The sequence below is a fragment of the Paraburkholderia sp. RHO2 genome, assembly GCF_050955445.1.
GTDB classification, from domain to species: domain Bacteria; phylum Actinomycetota; class Actinomycetes; order Mycobacteriales; family Mycobacteriaceae; genus Prescottella; species Prescottella agglutinans_A.
This window is the reverse complement of record NZ_CP162617.1, coordinates 1526407-1540432: the sequence shown is the minus strand read 5'-3', so window position 1 is coordinate 1540432 and position 14026 is coordinate 1526407. Positions and strand designations below refer to the sequence as shown.

General features: G+C 65.0%; 16 protein-coding genes. 9 read left to right on the top strand and 7 right to left on the bottom strand.

Annotation, left to right across the window (positions count from 1 at the left end):
• Positions 1-75 precede the first annotated feature (75 nt).
• The 3 genes from ABTV10_RS07150 (at position 76) to ABTV10_RS07140 (ending at position 2715) form a co-directional block, all read left to right on the top strand.
• Positions 76-198 (top strand): hypothetical protein, encoded by a 123-nt coding sequence (locus ABTV10_RS07150; protein ID WP_499033542.1) that lies wholly within the window; start codon positions 76-78, stop codon positions 196-198.
• A gap of 473 nt (positions 199-671) precedes the next feature.
• The gene (locus ABTV10_RS07145; protein WP_499033541.1) at positions 672-1595 is read left to right on the top strand and encodes a hypothetical protein; all 924 of its coding nucleotides are present in this window, start codon (positions 672-674) and stop codon (positions 1593-1595) included.
• A gap of 154 nt (positions 1596-1749) precedes the next feature.
• Entirely contained in the window at positions 1750-2715 is a 966-nt protein-coding gene (locus ABTV10_RS07140) for a pseudouridine synthase (RefSeq protein WP_499033538.1), read from the top strand.
• Positions 2716-2840: 125 nt separating this feature from the next.
• On the opposite strand, the gene ABTV10_RS07135 is transcribed toward ABTV10_RS07140, so the two are convergent.
• The 3 genes from ABTV10_RS07135 to ABTV10_RS07125 all read right to left on the bottom strand — a co-directional run bounded on the left by ABTV10_RS07135 (position 2841) and on the right by ABTV10_RS07125 (position 6953).
• Positions 2841-3350, bottom strand: coding sequence for an Rv1352/Rv1906c domain-containing protein (locus ABTV10_RS07135; protein WP_499033536.1), 510 nt, complete (start codon positions 3348-3350; stop codon positions 2841-2843).
• 141 nt (positions 3351-3491) lie between these two features.
• Positions 3492-4481 (bottom strand): hypothetical protein, encoded by a 990-nt coding sequence (locus tag ABTV10_RS07130; RefSeq protein WP_499033535.1) that lies wholly within the window; start codon positions 4479-4481, stop codon positions 3492-3494.
• 1686 nt (positions 4482-6167) lie between these two features.
• Complete coding sequence (locus ABTV10_RS07125; RefSeq protein WP_499033533.1) at positions 6168-6953, bottom strand: hypothetical protein; 786 nt, start codon at positions 6951-6953, stop codon at positions 6168-6170.
• A 242-nt stretch (positions 6954-7195) separates the two neighbouring features.
• On the opposite strand from ABTV10_RS07125, the gene ABTV10_RS07120 reads away from it, so the two are divergent.
• The 4 genes from ABTV10_RS07120 to ABTV10_RS07105 all read left to right on the top strand — a co-directional run bounded on the left by ABTV10_RS07120 (position 7196) and on the right by ABTV10_RS07105 (position 9072).
• The gene (locus ABTV10_RS07120) at positions 7196-7699 is read left to right on the top strand and encodes a hypothetical protein (protein ID WP_499033531.1); all 504 of its coding nucleotides are present in this window, start codon (positions 7196-7198) and stop codon (positions 7697-7699) included.
• Positions 7700-7831, top strand: coding sequence for a hypothetical protein (locus ABTV10_RS07115; RefSeq protein WP_499033529.1), 132 nt, complete (start codon positions 7700-7702; stop codon positions 7829-7831).
• 13 nt (positions 7832-7844) lie between these two features.
• On the top strand, positions 7845-8012 hold the full coding sequence (gene ctaF / locus ABTV10_RS07110) for an aa3-type cytochrome oxidase subunit IV (RefSeq protein WP_499035150.1): 168 nt from the start codon (positions 7845-7847) through the stop codon (positions 8010-8012).
• 337 nt (positions 8013-8349) lie between these two features.
• The gene (locus tag ABTV10_RS07105) at positions 8350-9072 is read left to right on the top strand and encodes a class I SAM-dependent methyltransferase (RefSeq protein ID WP_499033528.1); all 723 of its coding nucleotides are present in this window, start codon (positions 8350-8352) and stop codon (positions 9070-9072) included.
• Between the two features lie 100 nt (positions 9073-9172).
• Here the strand turns inward: ABTV10_RS07105 and ABTV10_RS07100 are convergent, their stop codons facing one another.
• Positions 9173-9376, bottom strand: coding sequence for a hypothetical protein (locus ABTV10_RS07100; protein ID WP_499033526.1), 204 nt, complete (start codon positions 9374-9376; stop codon positions 9173-9175).
• 917 nt (positions 9377-10293) lie between these two features.
• On the opposite strand from ABTV10_RS07100, the gene ABTV10_RS07095 reads away from it, so the two are divergent.
• Both ABTV10_RS07095 and ABTV10_RS07090 read left to right on the top strand, forming a co-directional pair.
• On the top strand, positions 10294-10710 hold the full coding sequence (locus ABTV10_RS07095; RefSeq protein ID WP_499033524.1) for a hypothetical protein: 417 nt from the start codon (positions 10294-10296) through the stop codon (positions 10708-10710).
• Between the two features lie 535 nt (positions 10711-11245).
• Positions 11246-11677 (top strand): tyrosine-type recombinase/integrase, encoded by a 432-nt coding sequence (locus tag ABTV10_RS07090; protein ID WP_499033523.1) that lies wholly within the window; start codon positions 11246-11248, stop codon positions 11675-11677.
• Here the strand turns inward: ABTV10_RS07090 and ychF are convergent.
• The 3 genes from ychF to ABTV10_RS07075 form a co-directional block, all read right to left on the bottom strand.
• A complete protein-coding gene (gene ychF, locus ABTV10_RS07085) occupies positions 11674-12753 on the bottom strand; it encodes a redox-regulated ATPase YchF (RefSeq protein WP_499033521.1) in 1080 nt (359 codons plus the stop codon). The genes ABTV10_RS07090 and ychF overlap by 4 nt on opposite strands.
• Before the next feature lie 74 nt (positions 12754-12827).
• Complete coding sequence (locus ABTV10_RS07080; protein WP_499033519.1) at positions 12828-13298, bottom strand: CD225/dispanin family protein; 471 nt, start codon at positions 13296-13298, stop codon at positions 12828-12830.
• Positions 13299-13361: 63 nt separating this feature from the next.
• A complete protein-coding gene (locus tag ABTV10_RS07075) occupies positions 13362-13949 on the bottom strand; it encodes a class I SAM-dependent methyltransferase (protein ID WP_499033517.1) in 588 nt (195 codons plus the stop codon).
• Between the last annotated feature and the right edge of the window lie 77 nt (positions 13950-14026).

Here is a 14026-nt window from a genome sequence, read left to right as displayed (position 1 = left end):
TGCTGCTGACAAGGTGCCCGAGTCTGCGCATCCCCCCACCAGCCGCGACGCACCCGGGGCATCGGCGGCGAATCGGTGATCAGGGTCGAACGCGCCTCCTCCGCGGTGCCCAGCTTCGAACTCACCGACGAGAACCGGGGCGTCGTCGCCCAGATCTGCGCCCGCCGGACGGGCTGCCGGTTGGCGATCAGGGCCTGACGAACAAGCGATCGCAGCCCGACTGTACTTTCGCAACGCACGGTAGATGGGCACGTCGAACACGTCTTGGCGAAACTGGGGTTTACTTCGCGGGCGCAGGAACATGTTTCGAGTACGTGAGCAGAGCCGCATTCTCAGGCGCACACGCGCCGGAGTACCTGGGTGGTGCGCCGGAACGCGCCCCGAAGCTGCGGCTGGTCGCGACGTCGACGTCGTCGGCGGTGACGCTGCAAAAACAAACCGCCCAGTCGTATTGATTCCTGCCGCTCGATTGTCTACTGTCACTGGAGTCGCTCAAAAGTTCAACGACCAGAACAGAGAGCGGCGCCTGTGCCTGCGGGGGGCTACAGGGGGGTTGCGCCGGGAACTGCATGCCGGCGATTCATCGACTCGAACGACATCCCAGTCGGGCATCGACACCCGCATGGGGCGTCGAACCATGTCCACTACTCCCAATGAGGTGAGTGAAGAGTATGTCCAAGAACGCATTCCGGATCGGCTCCGCTGCGGCCATCGTCAGCGCTGCCGCGCTCGTCGTCCCTGCACTGGCCGGCGCCGCGCCGACCGGTTCGCTCGGCTCGCTCGGCTCGAGCGAAGTATCGACCAGCTCGCTCGGTTCGAGCGGTTCGAGCGGTTCCAGCGGTTCCAGCGGATCCAGCGACGGCCCGGAGGCATTCACCTGCGCCGAGCTGTCGACCGAAGCCACTCCCAACGGATGGGGCATCCCGTTCGAGGATGAGAAGGAGGAGATCGCCTACTACACCGACGTCTCCGTTCTCGACGACGACGGCTCGCTCCGGCTCGAAGTCGTGGACAGCACGGACAGGTCCGTGAGCTACCACTCGGCCGGCGGCATCAAGCTGTCCGATGCCATCACGGAGGAGATCGGCTTCTCGGAGCGCGCCGAGCATCCGACGGCCGCGTTCCAGCTACGACTGACCGGCACGAAGGACAACACGCGCTTCCCGGACAGCGGCTTCACGACGCTCGTGTGGGTTCCGGACGCCGACGCGGCGGACACCGCCAACGGCGGCGTCCATGCCAACCTGCAGGACGGCAAGTGGTGGAGCACCTCGAACATTGCCGGCGCCAAGAAGGGCGAGCTCGTCGACCTCGCCGACGTCGCCAAAGCCAACCCGGACGCGGTCGTCGACCACTACGGCGTGAGCGTCGGAACCGGAGCTGCGGCCACCTCGACGCTGGTCGATGAGGTGAAGTTCAACGGCTGCACGACGAACTTCGCCAAGAACGATCCGGAGCCCGCCGCGGGCACGACCGGCTCGCTCGGATCGCTCGACGTCTTCGGCTCCCTCGGCGCCGGATCGCTCGACACCGGCTCCGTTAGCACCGGCTCGCTCGGCGCCGGATCGCTCGACACCGGCTCGCTCGGTTCCTGACCCGACGCGAGACGCCAACGGAACCCGCAGCGGAGCGGTCGAACAGACTGCGCCACTGCGGGTTCCGTTGCGTCGGCGAGACCACCGGCTCAACTCCGTTCCCTCCTCGACGCCGCCCGCGTCGCCGCCGTAAGCCGGTGGGATGATGGTGCACATGCCGATGCCCTCACCGCTGCCCGTCAAGGAAGGGGTCGGGCCGACGCGGCTGCGGGTACCGACGTCCGGGCCGTGGACGACGATCGCCGAGTACGTCGTCGCACGGTTCGACCACCTGGACGCCAACGACCTGTACCGCCGGTTCGACGCCGGTGAGATCGTGGGCGCCGACAGCCGACCGATCGGTCGCGATACGGCGCTGGGCGCGCATGTGTTCATCTGGTACTACCGCGACCTGCCGGCGGAGGATCCGGTGCCGTTCCGCGAGGAGATCCTGCACGTCGACGACGACCTCGTCGTGATCGACAAGCCGCACTTCCTCCCGACCACCCCGGGCGGGCGCTACCTGCGCGAGTCCGCTCTCGTCCGATTGCGGACCCGCCTCGACAACCCGGACCTGACACCGATCCATCGACTCGACCGCGCGACCGCCGGCCTGGTGATGTTCTCGACCCGTCCCGCGACGCGCGGCGCATATCAGTCGCTGTTCGAGAAGCGGCGGGTCACCAAGGTCTACGAGGCGGTGTCGGCGCTACCGCCCGGGTGGGACCCGGACGCACCGGCGCTGGCCGGGCGCGCTGTTCCCGTCGTCTACCGCAACCACATCGAGGCGCGGCGCGGCGAGTTGCGGGTCGTCGTCGACGACTCCCGCGAGCCCAACTCCGAGACGATGATCGAGGTGCGTGGCACCGGCGTGAGCGCCTCCGGACGCGCCGTGCTGCACACGATCCTGCGTCCACACACCGGACGCATGCACCAGTTGCGGGTGCATCTGGCGGCACTCGGCGCCGGGATCCTGGGCGACAGCTGGTATCCCGACCTGCTGCCCGAGGCGCCGGACGATCACTCCCTCCCACTCCAATTGCTCTCACGGGAACTGGAATTCACCGATCCACTGTCGGGAACGCCGCGCCGGTTCGGCACCCGCCGGACGTTGAGCGAGGCACCAGTCTCGGGACGCTGAGCGGCCTCACGCGGGCGCGGGCACGACGTCGGTGTGTCCCGCCGACCTGCCCGCTCCTTGTCCCCAAAGCAACGTGCCCCAACCGACACCGGTTGGGGCACGCACGCTCCGCTGCTCCGAGGAGGTCAGGAGCCGGCCGATCCGTTCTGGGACAATCCCTTGATGAGGGACCCGGTGGCGAGGGAGCCGCCGACCGCTCCGGCCGCAGAACCGAGCTCGAGAGAACTGACCAGAGTGTCTGTCACAGAACTGAAGTCGAGCGAGCCGGACAGGGATCCGGACGAGAGGAAGCCCTCGTGCTGCGGCTTGTCGAGCGTCCACCCGCTGCACCCGGCGGTGATGAACACGTCATCGGTGTCTTCGATCTTCACCGTGGTCGGACCCTTGCCCTCGCCGAACGCGATCGGCTTCACCTGAAGCGACTTGAGGTCTCCACGCATCCAGCTGCAGACCTGGTCCCCGCCGACGATGGCGCCCTGCGTCGAGTAGATGCCGGGTCGGATGTCGGTGTTCACGCGGTAGAAGCCCGTCCCTTCGGGGATGGTCTTGGACGCCGCGGAGGCGATCCCGGTGCCGCCGAGGATGGTTCCTACCGATGCTGCCGCTACGACACCGGCAGCGATGGACTTACGCATTCCGTTTCCCCCTGGGATTCCATGGTTGGGTCCCGGAGACAGTAGACGGCAGACCAGACGTATCGGGTCCTTTTGCGGGGTGAATTGTCGGGGTGAGCGGATTGACCGTTCACCTGCTGGTTTGCCGCTCGGCTGGCGTTGTCACGCCGGCTCTCGCATCACACCGAAGTGGCGCATCTTCCCGGAAAGACCCGGAAGCTCTTGCACCGGCGACCACGTACTCAGCCCGTCAGTGCTGTCGGAGTAGAGGTACTTTCCTTCGGCGTAGGCGTCGAGATATATCCGCCAGGCACCGTTCGGCAGCTGGACAACGGCCGGGCCCTCCACCTGTGTGCCCCAGTTTCCAGTCGGGACGAAGGAATAGGGACCGGTCACCGATGGGGCGACCGCATGCTCGATGACCTTCTTCGTCTCGTTCTTGATGAACGCATGATAGGTCGATCCGACCTTGACCACGGTGGTGTCGATGTGGTCGGCTCCGATGCCGGCAAGCGGAACGGGCAGGCTCCACTGCCGAAGCGACGGCTCCAGCGCCGTCATCAGATACGGCACGAATCCCCCACCGGTCGACATCGACAGGATGACGTTGACGCGGTCGCCGTCCACGAACCATTCGGGGGCCCATGCCTTGGTGACGAACGGCGACAGCGACGGCCCGTCGGCCGAGCCCGCCGACCCCGAGGAGCCCACGAAGTCCGAGGAGCCCTGCAGACTCGCCGAACCCGTGCCGTCCCCCGTCCCCGGCATCAAGGCGCAGCAGAACGGGACCGGAAGGTTGCCCATGTGCGTCCAGTTGACGCGGTCACTGCTGCGCGCGAAGCCGATACTCGCCCCGCCGCCGGTGGTGTACGTGATGTAGTACAACCCGTCCGTGTGCCGGAAGATGCTCGGATCCCGTACAAGTCCCGACGGCGGCCGGAACGCCGACGGTTGTACCGGTTGAAACTGGGTGCCGTCCCCCGACTCGAACACATCCATGTCGCGATCGCTGGTATTGCTGAACGCCACCAACGTGTATCGCCAACCCGGCGACGGTGTGGCCCCACTGCTCCCCGAGGCCGCGACCAACAAGCCTGCGACACACAGCATCACCACCCAGAGGGCGGAGCAGCTTCGCTTGGCGAGGGTCATCCCTGCAGCATTCATCACAGCAGGCGCACCGCGTGCAGCTTCGGCCACAGGTGTCGCAGATTGTTACCGACGACGTGGGGACGCCGCACCGCGGCGCACAAGCGAGGGGCCATTCACATGGACTCGCGAACAAACTCAGACGTTGAAGCGGAACTCAATCCTGGGAATTGAGGACTAACGAGGAGCATCAACAAGAGCGTTGCTACCTGCGAAAACCGCAGATTCTCGACCGAGGAGTACCGACGGCTGCCGAGGCTGCTGCGTACCCACTGCGTACCGGCGCAGCGTGGATTCAACTGGCTGCGGCGTAGGGCATCCTGAATGCATGCCTAGACGGTTCGCCCCGCTGTCCGAGCGCCAGCGAGAGATCTTGCAGTGGGTGTCTGACGGCTGTCCAGCTCGGCGGGATGGCACAACCTACAAACTCACGGTCTACGCGCTGGCCAACCGAGGGTTGGTGAATGTCGACCGCCGCCGGCACGCTTGGTCCACGGCTATCACCGATGCCGGCCGGCATTACCTAGAGCACGGCGACTACCCCGCCGCACCAGAAGGCGCAGTTACGAAGCGGCGTAGCCAGCACCGGGCAGTGGAAGCGACAACACCACGACCGCAGGGGCTGGTTATATCTGTGGAGTCGCTGCTTCAGCAACTCGCCGACTCTGACGGCCAAATTGCAATTGCCGATCCGCCGCCAGAGCTGCGAGCAGCATACCGACGAGCGATCAGTAGAGCTATAACGACGGGTGCCCTACCCGATGGCTTTGTGTTGCGGCACCGCGGCCGCGACAAGGGCGCCTTGCATATACGGCTCGTGCCCGAGAGCGAGAGCCCTTCCAAACCGGAGCCGCTTCCGCAAGTGCCTATGCCAGTAAGGCGATCGACCGAACACGACGTGGTTCGTGAGCTATCGCGGGACCCAAAACTACTGGACGTCTCCGACCAGGTGCGGCCGCGCGCACTGTTGATTACACAGGCAATCATCGAAGAATGCTCACGCCGTGGGTACAGTGTCAGCCTCAGGGGCGAGCGCCAACCGTCGTTCGAGATCGCGGTTGGCGACGACAGCTTTGCAGTCACAATTGCCGAAGAGTGGGACCGAGGCGAAGCACCCGACCCGGAGGCGCTCGGGAAGGCGAAGTACGACTGGCAGCGCATCCCCGTCACGATGCAGAAGGTGCGTTCCGGCCGATTGAGGCTGGAGCTTGGTGAGGGACGGATGGTCCAGTTTTGGGCCGATCGGAAAAGGTGGACGCTGGAACAAAGACTCCCGCATGTAGTCGCTGCAGTAGCCGACCGAGCCGCCGCAGAAGTGGAAGCTCGGATCCGAAGGGAGGCTCAACGACGGAACCGGCTAGACCGATGGCATGAAGCGGTTCCCCGCGCCAAACGGGCCTACACCGAGCAAGTTAACCGGGAGAGATTGCGGGACCAGATCTCACGATCTGCCGAGGCCCAGGCGATTCGTATGTACTGCGCACAACTCGATTCAGTTGCGGCAGCAAGTGAGGATTCCACGCGCGCCGACAGTATCGCAGAGTGGGCTCACTGGGCGCGAGCGGAGGCTGATCGGATTGACCCGCTATGCCAGCCCCAGGAACTCGCTTTCGAAACGCCAAGCGACGTCTTTCCATCCGATTTCGCGCCCTTTATGCCGAGGGGTATGAGCCCATGGCATCCACCTGACTAGTCGCGCGTTTCCTCGACTCGCAGCATCTCAACCGTCGTCCCCAGCGACCGAGTAAGGTCGGCGGCGACGTCTTTGGCGCCTACGGTGATGAGCGCATCGATCGCACCTTGGGCAACTTCGCCGACACGGCGAATTTCCTTGCGTAGCTCGAGTAACTCGTCGAACCATTCGCCGGCCTCTTCCCCGCACCACTGCCGCAGGACTTCCCGCTCCGGCTTGTAGTAGGTGTCGTCGAACTCGATGCACCGCTCCGGCTCCATGTAGTCACGCGGACCCCGCACAGGACCCCACCAGCGTCCGTGGATCGCTTCATACCGCGCGCGCCGCTCCTCGGCGGCGATGAACTGAAGAATCGGCTCGGGCGTCCGACTAGCAATTGTCGTGACGATCAGCTCGGTGACCGCCCACGGCGCAATCGTGACGTTGTCCTCGATGAAGCACAGTGGATGTCCGATCAAGCGATCGAGATCAAGACCGATCGCCGCAGCCAATCGCGATGGATCACCTAGACGTACCGAGCCTCCCTCGCGGTAACCCATCTCGACAGCTTCATCGTCGAGCGTCAATTCGAGAACTCGCTCCGCCGCACCGGCTCTCGGATCGTCGCCATCGATTCCGGCGGCATGAATCGCGGCCCAACGCCCTTCACGTGCCTGGTACTCCCCGACCTCTGACCAAAGCACTTTCAGTCGCGCGGGTGGGACCCACTCCTCGCGGCCCTCGAACTGCTCGTCCGCGAACCGCACCAACACCCGAGGCGGCTTCTGGGTTCCATGACGCACAACGACTACCTCGACGAGATCGTCAATCCGACGCGCACGATATGCCCACGACTGACCAGGTTCCACTCAGCCCTCTCTACTCTCGATAAACCAAGGTGTCCAGCGAATCTTCGGCACTGGCGTTGAGGTACGGGAACCGGCTCATTCTGCGACCGTTTGGTCTACTGTGTCCACTTCGTATGTCCATCAGACCTCCCGTCGGGGCATCGGGGGCATTTAGAAACAAGGGGAACAGCGGAAGAATGCGCAAGGTCGGAACAACCATCATCGCGGCGGCGGCCGCAATCGGGATCGCAGTCGGCGGCGCAGGAACAGCGACGGCCGCCCTCGATCGGAGTGCCGACGCGGTTGGCAACGCAAGGGCAACAGCTTCACCGGGACATCTACTCGTTGAGATCGACAGCCAGGCGAACGATACGTTGACCTGTAGAATCTACGGCGAAAAGGCTGGCGATCCCGACCGGAAGATCGCCTTCGACTCCGGCACGTGGCGGTACGACCCAGAGGACGACATCAGTTGGGGCTTCCCATTCGACTATGTCGGTAGCGGCGAGTTCGATGTCTACTGGAGTTGCTGGAACCGATACGGCGACCCGCTCACCGTGTGGGGATCGGACTATCGCGTGAATGTAGATCATTCGAAGCCTGTGATCCGCGTCGATGTTCCGCGAAGCACAGTGAACGATCCGAACCCGCTGGGTTCGCTCACGACCGGATCGGCCGGATTCGGATCGTTTGGATCCTGAGTGGCATCGCCACCCGAACGCCTCGCCTTGTGCGGGTTGTTCGTCTCGGTAGCAGGCGCCGACCACGAGAACGAGGTCTACCTCGACGGCGACGGCGAAGGCCTGTACGGGCGGTACCAGCCGCCGAACTGATCCAGTTCGGCACATCGAGGCGGATGCGAACGCGGTCGCTGATCTGAAAAACCCGTGCGGGTTCCTCAATTCTCGGCCTGCCTTCCTCCAGCCGTGGATGATCGTCATCGCAGTGGTGCTGGTCCTCACCGCCGCTGCCGGACTGGTCTTCGAGTACCACCTCGGACCCGAAACGCACTAGCACTCGCTCGACCACAGCGACCGATGGCGCAGAACCCCACAGGGATTCGGCGCCATCGGTCGTGTCGCCGTCGGACTCGATCAGGTCCAGGGGAGCTCGGTCCGTTCGAGTGCGCTCGGCTGCACTGCCGCGGTGCTCGCTGATCCGCAACATCGAAGCGTGTCGAATGGTCGTTTGACCTGAGTGGCACCGTATCGTCGATTTGTCAGAATTGCGCATATGCGCCCGCTGGGTGTTGGGCGATGGAGGTCGGGGTTCTATGGTTCAGATGAGGACGTCCAACGGTCGGTACGGCGACGAGCTGTTCGGGCATGAGCGCAGCGGTGAGCGCGATCGCTTGAACGCACTCACCCACACATACGACGAGATCACGTTCGCGCGGCTCGACGCGCTGCAGATTCGGTCGGACTCACGGTGCTTGGACATCGGCGCGGGCACCGGTACGGTTGCCGTTTCGCTCGCCGACCGAGCTACCTCGGGGCACGTCATCGCTCTCGATCGCAGCACTGCGTTCCTGGATCCGAATGCCCGCGAGAACCTCGAGGTAGTGGAAGCGGACATCACCACAGCGGAGTTCCCTTCTGGCAGTTTCGATGTGATCCACGCGCGCATGGTTTTCATGCACATACCCGAGCGGGAAGAGGTCATCCGCCGTGCGATGACGTGGTTGGCTCCGGGTGGCTGGCTCGTGTTGAGTGAAGCCATCGATCCGCTCAGCTCCACCTCCCCGAACACCCTCTACAGCAGGCTGTTCGCGGCAGTGTGGGACGCCATGCATCGGTCGATGGGTACCGATGTGAATTGTGCCCGCAACTATCCGGCGATGCTCGCCGAGCACGGGTTTGTGCACATCGGTACCGATGTGCACGTGCCGCACGTTCGTGGCGGCAGCCCGATGGCAGAGTTCTATCGCGTGGGCGGCAGCCAGATGCGAGAGTCAATCATTGCTGCCGGCCGCCTCGACAACAAGGAGTTCGACACAGGCATGGCCCTGTTCGACGACCCGACCTTCATTGATTTCGCGATGGGAATGATCTCGGTGTGGGGGCAACGGGGCTGACTACGATCCCATTGTGGACGGCGGCCTGAGAACGACCCCTTAGCGACGACGCGTGGGTATTGGGCGGCGTCGCGCGCAGGGAGATGCGTGGCGCCGTTCCCTACTTCCGCCGCCACCGCTCCCCGAAGTCGAGCGGCCCGTCGTGCGCCGGCACGTACAGGATCACGCCGCACTCGCGGCACTCGTAGGTGCGGTGTCCGCCGCGACCCGTGCATCCGCAGGCCATCCAGCCGACGACGACGCGGTCAGGCCCGAGCTGATGCCCACGCGGACAGCAGAGGGGTGCTCGCTTGTAGCTCGGCACCCCACCATTTTCGCACACATGTTCGATTGCAGTGGTAACGTCGCCGACGCTCGCTGGCGAAGGATCCCGTGTGTGTTGACAAGCGCCCCCGGGGTTCGAACGCCGGCTGGTAGGTCTCGGTGCGGGTCGACGAGGGAAGCGTCGGCCCGCACCGTTCCGGACCAGAGTGGGCCGCGTCGTCGATAACCAGCGCGCAACAGTGCATGCCGCGGACTCCTCCGAGGTCTAGCCTGACCAGGTAGGTCGGGAATGATGTCCCGGAGGTGCTCGACGATGGACAACTGGTTCCTGTTCTGGCCAGTCCCTCCTGAATGGCAACAGTGGCTTACACAGCACGCCCCATGCTGGTTGGGCGGCTACTGCCCATAGGAGGAGGTGAGTTGAATGGGAGCAACGGCTTGGGCTTTTTGGGGAAACCTCGCACCGCTCGCCTACGTTCTTTCGCTACTCGGCGTGCCGGTCGACTGACACCAGAACGACAGCGGGCCAGCAAATCCGGGGTTGCTGGCCTCCTTAGAGGTCACCATGATCGACAACACTCCCACGCCACTCGGCGGCATTTTCGTGCCGAAGTGGTTCTACGACATCGGGTACCAGCTCTGGCTGTGGGGCATCCCACCGCACTGACTTTGGAGGTGAACGGCGATGGGTGACACCTTCTGGTTCCTACCGTTACCGTTCGAGACCCTGCGATGGCTGGCCTCGACCTATCCGTGCCTGGTTGATTTCCGACAGGCTTGTCGGTGATGACGATGTTCGACTGGTTCTATGTGCCGTTCCTGAACGATGAAACGAGAGGGTGGCTGATCACCCTGTCGTACGAACTCTGGAAGCTCGGCTTCCCGCCCGGCTATCCGGGCTGAGGTTCAAACTTCGACAGCGAGACAGCAAGGCCCCGACTGTTCGTGGAGGTCGTCGTGATCGATTTCGTTCGCCGATCGGTCGCCTGCGCCGCGATCGTGGCCGGTGCGGTTCTGGCGCCGGCGGCCGTCGCATCCGCCGCGGTCACCGTTCCGTTCCAGATCAACCCGTACGGCAGCTTCGATTTTCCCGCGGTCCGCTGCGTGGCCGTGGTCGGCGAACAGCCTGGGACGGTGACGATCGCCGGTCCGGAGGAACGCAGACGGGAAGGCAGATCAGGGTGCCTACAACTGTCCGAAGTGCGCTGGCTGAACCTGTCGAGCGGAGCCTCCGGCTCCACCCGGATGTCGGGCGGCTTGGACGGATACCCGGAAGCGGTCCTGCCGACCGGGACCGGGCACGTTGTTGTCGTCGTCGTACACACCGGCAGCTTGTTCGTCACGCCGGGCGTCGTAACCGTCGACGTTCCGTAGTCGACCGGACCCGTCAGTTCGAACGCCTGCCGCCACGCCATACAAGCCGGAAGTCGGGGCCCTCGCGGTCCGGGAGGGTGCACGGTCGCCTACGCACGCTACGAACCCGCGTTTCACGTTCAGGGCACGGGCCGCGAGAGCCGTCAGAGGTTGGCCTGAATCCACCCCCTTTCGCTGTCGTACGGACATGGTTGTGTTGCAATCGACGTTCCTGACGACGGCACCCGCTTGGGTTGCCGTGCACTGAGGGAAGGGGGTGGATCCGAATGGCAGTACTTCAGCTCGTATCGCGCGAGTCTGAAGGTCTGGCGATTTTGCCGAACCCGAAACAGCGTGCACCTGAAGCGTTCTCGTCGGATAGTGGCCACGCTCTCCTTCTAGGGTCCAATGACCTCATTGACGTGGGGGTTAGCCTCGCACGTGCAGGATTTCAGATCATGTCGATCGACTTGGTCGATCGCTTCTATTCGCCGATCGGCGAGAAGATGCACGCCATCCTGGAGGAGCCAGGACTTCCCGCTCCGGCTTGTAGTAGGTGTCGTCGGTTACTCGAGCTACGCAAGGAAATTCGCCGTGTCGGCGAAGTTGCCCAAGTCTGTTCGTCGGCGGCGCGCCAACCGCATGGCTGTTTCCCGGCGAGAACGGTCACCCGTGGCACCAGAACTCGGTCGGCTACCGGTGGCGCAAGACGCGAGAGGCCGCGGGCGTGGACACGCTCAAGTTGCACGACCTTCGACACTTCTACGCCTCCGGCCTGATCGCGGCGGGGTGCGATGTGGTGACCGTGCAGCGTGCCCTCGGGCATCACTCTGCAACGGTCACCCTCTCGACGTACTCGCACCTCTGGCCGGACGCGAACGACCGCACACGCAAGGCAGCGGACGACCTGTTCCGGACGTCCACGAAATCTACTGCGTACTCACTGCGTACCGAGGCGTGCAATCAAGCCTCTGAACAGGGCCTTTAGACGTTGAAGCGGAACTCCACGACGTCGCCGTCCTGCATGACGTATTCCTTGCCCTCCATGCGCACCTTGCCGGCGGCCTTGGCGGCGTTCATGGAGCCGGCCTCGACGAGGTCGTCGAAGGAGACGATCTCGGCCTTGATGAAGCCGCGCTCGAAGTCGGTGTGGATGACGCCGGCGGCCTGCGGGGCGGTGTCGCCCTTGTGGATGGTCCAGGCGCGGGCTTCCTTCGGACCGGCCGTCAGGTAGGTCTGCAGGCCGAGGGTGTGGAAGCCGGTGCGGGCGAGGGCGTGCAGGCCGGGCTCGGACTGGCCGATGGAGTCGAGCATCTCCTGACGGTCGTCCTCGTCGAGTTCGAGCAGTTCGTGCTCCACCTTGGCGTCGAGGAACACCGCGTCGGCCGGCGCGACGGACGCGCGCAGCTCGGCGACCTTGGCCTCGTCGGTGAGCACGGCCTCGTCGGCGTTGAAGACGTACAGGAACGGCTTGGTGGTGAGCAGGTGCAGCTCGCGCAGCAGCGCGAAGTCCAGTTTGTCCTTGGCGCTGAACAGGGTCTTGCCCTCGTTGAGGATCTCCTGCGCCTTCAGCGCCTCCTCGTGCTGGGGCTTGAGTTCCTTGTTCTTCTTCGCGTCCTTCTCGAGCCGCGGCAGTGCCTTCTCGAGGGTCTGCATGTCGGCGATCACGAGCTCGGTCTCGATCACCTCGATGTCCGACGCCGGATCGACGCGGCCGTCGACGTGCACGACGTCGTCATCGGCGAAGACACGAACCACCTGACAGATGGCGTCGGCCTCGCGGATGTTGGCGAGGAACTTGTTGCCCAGGCCCGCACCCTCTGACGCGCCCTTGACGATGCCGGCGATGTCGACGAACGACACGGTCGCGGGCAGGAGGCGCTCGGAACCGAAGATCTCGGCGAGCTTGTTCAGCCGCGGATCCGGCAGCTCCACCAGGCCGACGTTGGGCTCGATCGTGGCGAACGGGTAGTTCGCGGCGAGCACGTCGTTCTTGGTCAGCGCGTTGAAAAGGGTCGACTTGCCGACGTTGGGAAGTCCGACGATTCCGAGGGTAAGGCTCACGGTATAGGGATTCTACGGCGTCACGGCGCGATAGCGGTGGTCGGCCGCGCTCCGGGGCCGACCACCGCCACGCGTCAGCGGCCGTAGGTGGTGGTGTTGGTCGCCTCGTCGATGGCCGCGGTGAACGCGGCAATCATCACGAACCAGCCGAAGAACGCGAGCACGAACACCGCCACGCCGATGCCCAGAGCGATCTTGCCGAGCGTCGCGACCCGCTCCGAGGCGTACTGCGCGCCCTGGTAGTCCCCCATCGACCACTTCGGGAAGATGGAATGGAGGTGGTTGAACGCGGCGAACGCGAGCGGCCAGAAGAAGAGGATCGACGCGACGGCCCAGCCGGCGTTCGACGGCGGCAGCGGCGGCTGTCCGCCGTACTGGGCCGGCGCGGGACCGGCCGGGTACTGCGGCACGCCCGGGTACGGCTGCTGCGGATAGCCCGGCTGCGCACCGAACGACTCGGTCGGCGCCCTGAACTGCTCGGCGGATCCGCCGAACGGTTCGGTCGGCCCACCGGCCGTCGGAGCGGTGTAGTTCGGTTCGGACAAGGTTCCCCCTCGGGTCTGACGACGCGTTGTCGGCAGAGACCGTAACCGAAACCGACACGTCGGTTAATCGGCAGGCTTGCGCGCCACCGTGACCGCCCAGCCCGCGCCGCCCTGCCACGGCCGCAGGTCCCACGTGGCGAACCGGTGCTCACGCACCAGCCCGACCGCGGCGAGGTCCGTGTCGAGTTCGTCGACGGTGTACTCGTAGTCGGTGGCGAACCCGGTGACGAGCAGTCCCCCGGGCACCAGGTGATCGGCGAGGCGTCCGAGTATCTGCCGCTCGGTGCCGCGCGCCACGAAGATCATCACGTTGCCGGCCGCGACGACGGCGTCGAACCGCTCCCCCGGCAGGTCGAGCGTCGCCAGGTCGGCCTCGTGCACCGTCAGTTCGGGATGCCTGCGGGCCTCCGCCACCAGCACCGGATCGAGGTCGACGGCGGTGACGCGGTGACCGCGTCGGGCCAGCTCCGCCCCGAGGCGCCCTGTGCCGCAACCGGCGTCGAGGACGCGGGCACCGCGCGGCAGCATCGCGTCCACCGCCCGCGCCTCGCCGTGCAGATCCGTTCCCTCGGCCGCGAGCCGAGCGAACCGCTCGATGTACGCCTGGGAGTCGGATGCGGATCGTTCACGCTGCCATCGGGTGCTGCTCATGCGCCCACAATAGGCCCGGGAAAACACTCGGACCGGGCGCCGTCGACGACGGCGCCCGGTCCTGCGTGTGTCGAGCC